The following is a 5662-nucleotide window of genomic DNA, read 5'->3' on the forward strand; positions in this document are numbered from 1 at the left end:
ATGGGCATATACGGCTGTTAGAGCGCATAGAGGGGGTATTTACAACACTTGGCTAGAGGAAGTCACCAAACAGTGTTTAAGCGTAAATGAGGCGTTTTTAGAAGCATTACCCTATTCAGAAATCAAAGCTACAGCTAAGAGTATCGCCACATATTGTTGGAAAAAGGATGCCTACTGCTATCAAGAGTTTATTGATCGTCAAAGCCGAAAAGGAAAGCTAGGTGGTCTAAAGGGGGGGAAAATTAGATCGGATAATTATGCTTCTAAAAGAGTTAAGGCTTTAGCAATGATGAAAGAGGGTATGACTCAAAAGCAGATAGCAACTGAATTAATGGTTACTGATAGAACAATTAGGAACTGGATAAAAAATGATGTTTGATAGCTTATTTAGAAAAAAATCATATAAATTGATAAAAGAATGAGTGTATACGCTACTATATTACTTCGTTAAATCGTAAGACAAATAACTATGAAAAACATTCTATTAGCAAGTATTACTCTTTTTATCGTTGGTTGTAGTGCTGAATCTGAAACTCAACTAATGGGTGGAAAATTTAGCTCCATGTCACAATGTCTTGAGACGATTAAAAATAGATCAGGCCAGACTCTTAGACCGATGACAGATACACCGGAGAAAGTTACTGGATATCTTGGAGATACGAACCTCAATTTCTACTGTGGAGTGAAGCAAACAGGTACTGAAGGTACTTATATTGAAGGTTGGTTTGATGAGCCAGTTAGTAATTAATTGTATGTAATTCTTAAAATCTAAAATCGTACGTTAATGAAAACAAATTTGCAGAAGTACTATTTTCTGTCATTAACGTACGAAAGCGCATTAAAAAGCGGAAAGTGAGCCTAAATCAGATATCAGCTCTTTTATCTGTATTTTGATTTCTTCTGGTGAACTATTTTCTAAGTTGGTGCTTAACTTTTCTATGTCTTTTAATAGCTTTTCTTTTATTTTTAGATGTGAATATTTTGTTTGATCTAATTTACCTTTATTGTTTAAAGATTTTATTGGGTCTAGTGTGTTGCAGTAGCCGTCTTCATTTTCGTTTCCTGTAATGTATATTGCTCCTTTATTTCTTAAATTATTTATTTCCCTTTTTGTATAATTATCGCTTTTTATGCCAATAAGTTTTTTCTTTTTAATAGCTTGTGGGAATTCTTTATCTAAGATTTTAATGTATTCGTTGCTTGTCCATGTATCTCCTCCATGGTTTTTTATTTTAATAAAAATTACTTCTTCAAAATTTATCAGAACTATTGCTATGCTGCCAGAGCGGTCTATAAATTTTGGATTTCTAGGATACATGTCAGATTTCAAATGAAAATGTATTAGTTTTTCATGTAAGTAAAGGTTATCTGTATAACTAGCTTCACATATTCTTGTACTTTGATATTTATTTAAATTTTCTCCATTTTCTATTTCTTTTTTTAGTTTGAAAAATCCTTTTTGTAAGTCAGTTGTTAGTTTTTTGAAATCTTCTTTAAAAGCTGAAGTTTGTAAACAATTACGAGTTTTTTCGGGAATTCTTCTTTCCAAAAAATTTAAGTATTGAAGTATTAAACAACTATTCGTACAGAAATCTATTTCTTCAGCAAGAAAATTTTGACAAATTATATTATTTAGATGATCTAGTAAATTAATTTTATTCATATGGTTACTCTAAATTTTTTTAAGGGCAAGGACACACAAAGGGTACTCTATACAAAAACTAAAGTTTTCGCTAGATTACCTTTTGTGCCTTGCAAGGGAAGAATCCCTTGACCCTCTTTTCGCCTTTTTCTATTGCGGTAAATTGCCTTTACTTGGCAATTTGTCCTCATAAAAAAAGCCGATCCAATCCATGAAGCAGATTGAGTCATGACTAAGAAAGACATAATCAAAAGAAAAAAAGAGATCAAAGTCCGTTTAACAGAAGCGGAACATCAAGCCTTACTGGAGCGTATGGAAGGTGGAGAGCTTGCAACTTGGATTCGAAATACTTGTCTAGATGAGAAGCCAAATAAAAGAAGAAATTATAAAGCGGCAGATCCTCAGCTATTAGCAGCATTAGGACGCATTGGGGGCAATCTCAATCAGATTGCGAGACAAGTAAATACTGTGGAATCTGATATAGAAAAACTTAGAGCCTTTGCAGAGTTGGCAGTTATTCGAGAACAACTACAAGGAATTTTAGCCAACTATGATCGTTAAATTTTTGGGAAATAAGGGCGGTGGTAGTGCAGGTGCAACCATTGACTACCTACTTGGCAAAGATAGGGATAGACCAGGTGCAGTTTTACTGAGTGGAGATCCTGAATTAACCCAACGATTAGCAGACAACTTGGACTTCCAAAACCGTTATACGGTTGGAGTACTTTCATTTGAGGAACCAAACCTCGAAGAACACCAAAAAGAAGCCATCATGCAGAGCTTTGAAGAAACATTGCTTGCTGGGTTAGAGCGTGACCAGTACGACATCACTTGGATAGAACACACTGATAAAGGACGTTTAGAGCTTAATTTCGTCATTCCAAATGTGGAATTAAGTACAGGAAAAAGATTACAGCCTTATTTTGATCAAGCTGACCGCCCACTTGTAGAAAACTGGAAACAAGTCATCAATTTTGAGCATGGTTTAACAGACCCTCATGCACCAGAGAAAGCTCAAGCAATTAAAACTTTGAATAGCCAAAACCTACCTCAAAGCGTCAAAGAAATTAAAGAGCAAATCGGGACCGCAATTGCTGAGCAAATTAGCAATGGCAATATCCAAAATAGGCAAGATGTAGTTGAAACCCTAAAGGGTGCAGGCTTTGAGATTGCTAGAGAAACAGATAGATCAATCAGTATTAAGAATCCTGACGGCAAGCGGAATATTCGTTTAGAAGGCGTAATTTATGAAAATCGACAATTTGATAAACAATTTGCAGAAGAACACCGCCGAGCAGGACAGGATTATCAAAGAACAAGCCGAGAGCGTTACGAAACAGCACTTGGAAAGCTACAACGCCTTACTGAGAGCAAGCAGCAAGGAAACAGAGAAAATTTTAAGGTCAAACCTTCAGACCATCCAAGATCAGCAGCCGAAAATCAGAAACGCTTTGCGTTTGAATATTCTCACGGGAGCAATATTGGGCGTGTTGATTACAGTGTTTCTGATTTTTCTTGGCGTAAATTGGTGGTTAGCGAAGCAAATTCAGAACAAGCAGCAGGAATTAGCCGAAATCAATCTGAAAGTAGAGCAGACACCGCTAGAGAAACAAATCTTGCGGAAGGTGACTTTACACGAGAGCGAAGACAAGAAAACCCTATATATCATGGCGAAGAACAGCAAAAAAGCGCACGCTTACGAGACCACATCCAGTCAAATGGTACTGAAATTGGAAAAATAGAATCTAACTTTAAAACTCCTTTTGAAAATCCATTTAACCAGTCAAATGATGGAAAGGAGCTTTTGAAGGATAGCGGAAGTTTATTTGAAAACTTAGCCACCTCAAAAGAAGCAAAGCAGGACGTAAAACAGAGTAATCCTAATCAAGCGGAACAAGATAATGCCAAACGACTTTATGAATCGCTACAAAGACTTATTGAACTCGTTAGAGAAGCAATTGAAAGAGCTAAACGCTATAAATCAAAGTCAGAGCGAGCAGATCGAAACATTGAGCATTCAGAATCAAGTATTGAGAAGTCAGAACGAGGAATTAGCCAGTCAAAATCAGCAATTAAACAATCTCAACAGCAAATTAAGAGAAGTGAACAGCAAATTAGCCAGCAAATGAAAGAAAAACACGTTGAAAGAAGGGCTAGTAGAGGATTTGGGCGTTAAATTTAATAAATTACGCTAGATTACTTTCAAAAAAAGTCTAAAATAGACAAAACGCCTACTTTTATGAGGTTTGAACATGCAAGTTATTACAGCGAAAGATGCAAAATCACGCTTTGGTGAGTTATTAGATACGATGCAGCGAGAACCTGTATTAGTCACAAAGAATAAGCGCCCTGTTGGTGTTTTCTTGTCATTAAAAGACGTGAAAGGCACCCACTTAGAAAGCCTTTTTGATGTCCAAGATGATGATTATGAAGATTGGGAAAAAGAGAAAATCACAGAAGCGTTAAATGCTTTGAAAGCGCATCCATCTGATACGAAAGAAATGAAGTCAGTACATGCGACTGCAATGCAAAAGGCACGAGACTTGGTAGCGAGCCGTAAAAGATGACCTATGAAGTTTCTTACTTGCCACAAGCAGAACAGGATTTAATTGAAATTTTGGCGTATGGCATAGAGACATGGGGCGAAAAACTAGCAGAAGGGATGTATTTAAAAATTACTGAACAGCTAGAAACCCTGTATTTCTCACCAAATCGAACTAAAAAGAAGGGCAATTTAGGAACAAGAGAAATGCTTATTTCTGACAGTCCATACCGTGCAATTATTCAAATTGATGAGGAAGCCAAGCGAGTTTTTATTTTAAGAATCTTGCATACTTCGAGAAATATTTAATTAGATTATATGCCGTATATTGGCAAAAAACGGCTATAAAATTAAGAAAATCAATAACTTTTAAAAATATTAAAGTTGTGTTAGATTTTCTTTTAGGCGAAAAAAAAGCAGGTCGGCAAACCTACTTTTTTCTCATTGTTTAACAAATACTTAAAGCATCAGTAAACGCAAAATCGATATTTGTATTTTACTGATGTTTTGAGCATTTGCAACATAAAGGACGTTGCAAAAGGTGAATAACGCTCAATTAAGCGATTTTTTTGAAAATCTTGCTCATAAACCATACTGTGCAGATGATTTATTGTATGGCTTACAAATAAGACCGAAAAAAACGGCAATCAACATGCAATACATACAGGGTAATCAGCCTTGTATGCTTCATTACTTCTTTTTTGATATAGATCGTTCAGATGCTGTCATGGCATGGCATGATGAAAATTTGCCAATGCCCTATTGGACAGCGCAGACCTTAAAAAATGGTCATGCTCATATTTGCTATAAATTAGAAATTCCACTGTGTACCAGTGAATTAGCCAGTCAAAAAGCAATAGCCTATGCCTCAAAGGTTCAGGCAGGACTTGCCAATAAACTTGGAGCAGACGTTGGCTACAGTCATCTCATTACGAAGAATCCATTTCATAAAGATTGGCGTGTCACTTTTTGGAGTGAACAAGCCTATACGCTCGATTATTTAGCCGATTTTGTAGAATTACCTAAGAAATTAAGCAAAAAACAGGAAGTTTCAGGACTTGGACGTAACTGCACACTGTTCGATACCGTGCGTAAATGGGCATATACGGCTGTTAGAGCGCATAGAGGTGGAATCTATAACACTTGGTTAGATGAGGTAGTAAAACATTGTCTAAGCGTAAATGAAGCGTTTTTAGAGCCATTACCATACTCAGAAGTCAAAGCAACCGCAAAAAGTATTGCTACTTACTGTTGGAAAAAAGATGCGTACTGCTACCAAGAGTTTATACATCGGCAAAGTCATAAGGGAAGTATTGGCGGTAAGAAATCTAAACGTTCTAAATCTGAAAACTCAGAACGTACAAACGAACCTTGGAAAAATTTAGGAATTTCTCAAAGTACTTATTACAGATGGAAGAAGTTAGGAAGGATTTAAAGCCTTCCCTTATTTCATTACCAAAAAAATGATACATCATTAG

General features: G+C 36.0%; 8 protein-coding genes. 7 read left to right on the forward strand and 1 reads right to left on the reverse strand.

Translation table 11 applies throughout. From position 1 onward, the window contains the following. Window positions 1-379, forward strand: a 379-nt coding sequence (locus FTV38_RS16380; RefSeq protein ID WP_180022989.1) for a helix-turn-helix domain-containing protein, incomplete at its 5' end; no start/stop codon positions are given. Between the two features lie 90 nt (window positions 380-469). Continuing rightward, window positions 470-748 (forward strand): hypothetical protein, encoded by a 279-nt coding sequence (locus FTV38_RS16385; protein ID WP_179991778.1) that lies wholly within the window; start codon window positions 470-472, stop codon window positions 746-748. 90 nt (window positions 749-838) lie between these two features. Here the strand turns inward: FTV38_RS16385 and FTV38_RS16390 are convergent, their stop codons facing one another. Further along, window positions 839-1663, reverse strand: coding sequence for a hypothetical protein (locus FTV38_RS16390; RefSeq protein ID WP_179991777.1), 825 nt, complete (start codon window positions 1661-1663; stop codon window positions 839-841). 207 nt (window positions 1664-1870) lie between these two features. Between FTV38_RS16390 and mobC the strand changes: the two genes are divergently transcribed. From mobC to FTV38_RS16415, 5 genes are all read left to right on the forward strand, one after another. Beyond that, window positions 1871-2203: a plasmid mobilization relaxosome protein MobC gene (gene mobC / locus FTV38_RS16395; protein WP_179996688.1), complete on the forward strand. Its 333-nt coding sequence runs from the start codon at window positions 1871-1873 to the stop codon at window positions 2201-2203. Then, window positions 2193-3818, forward strand: coding sequence for a relaxase/mobilization nuclease domain-containing protein (locus FTV38_RS16400; protein ID WP_179996687.1), 1626 nt, complete (start codon window positions 2193-2195; stop codon window positions 3816-3818). Before mobC ends, FTV38_RS16400 begins: the two co-directional genes overlap by 11 nt. 76 nt (window positions 3819-3894) lie before the next feature. After that, window positions 3895-4209, forward strand: coding sequence for a type II toxin-antitoxin system Phd/YefM family antitoxin (locus FTV38_RS16405; RefSeq protein ID WP_003115799.1), 315 nt, complete (start codon window positions 3895-3897; stop codon window positions 4207-4209). After that, the gene (locus tag FTV38_RS16410) at window positions 4206-4493 is read left to right on the forward strand and encodes a type II toxin-antitoxin system RelE/ParE family toxin (RefSeq protein ID WP_179995778.1); all 288 of its coding nucleotides are present in this window, start codon (window positions 4206-4208) and stop codon (window positions 4491-4493) included. The genes FTV38_RS16405 and FTV38_RS16410 overlap by 4 nt, the downstream gene beginning before the upstream one ends. Window positions 4494-4725: 232 nt before the next feature. After that, window positions 4726-5619 (forward strand): replication initiation protein, encoded by an 894-nt coding sequence (locus FTV38_RS16415; RefSeq protein WP_180012288.1) that lies wholly within the window; start codon window positions 4726-4728, stop codon window positions 5617-5619. Window positions 5620-5662: the final 43 nt, after the last annotated feature.

The organism is Acinetobacter sp. YH16044 (assembly GCF_013417145.1).
Taxonomy (GTDB): domain Bacteria; phylum Pseudomonadota; class Gammaproteobacteria; order Pseudomonadales; family Moraxellaceae; genus Acinetobacter; species Acinetobacter amyesii.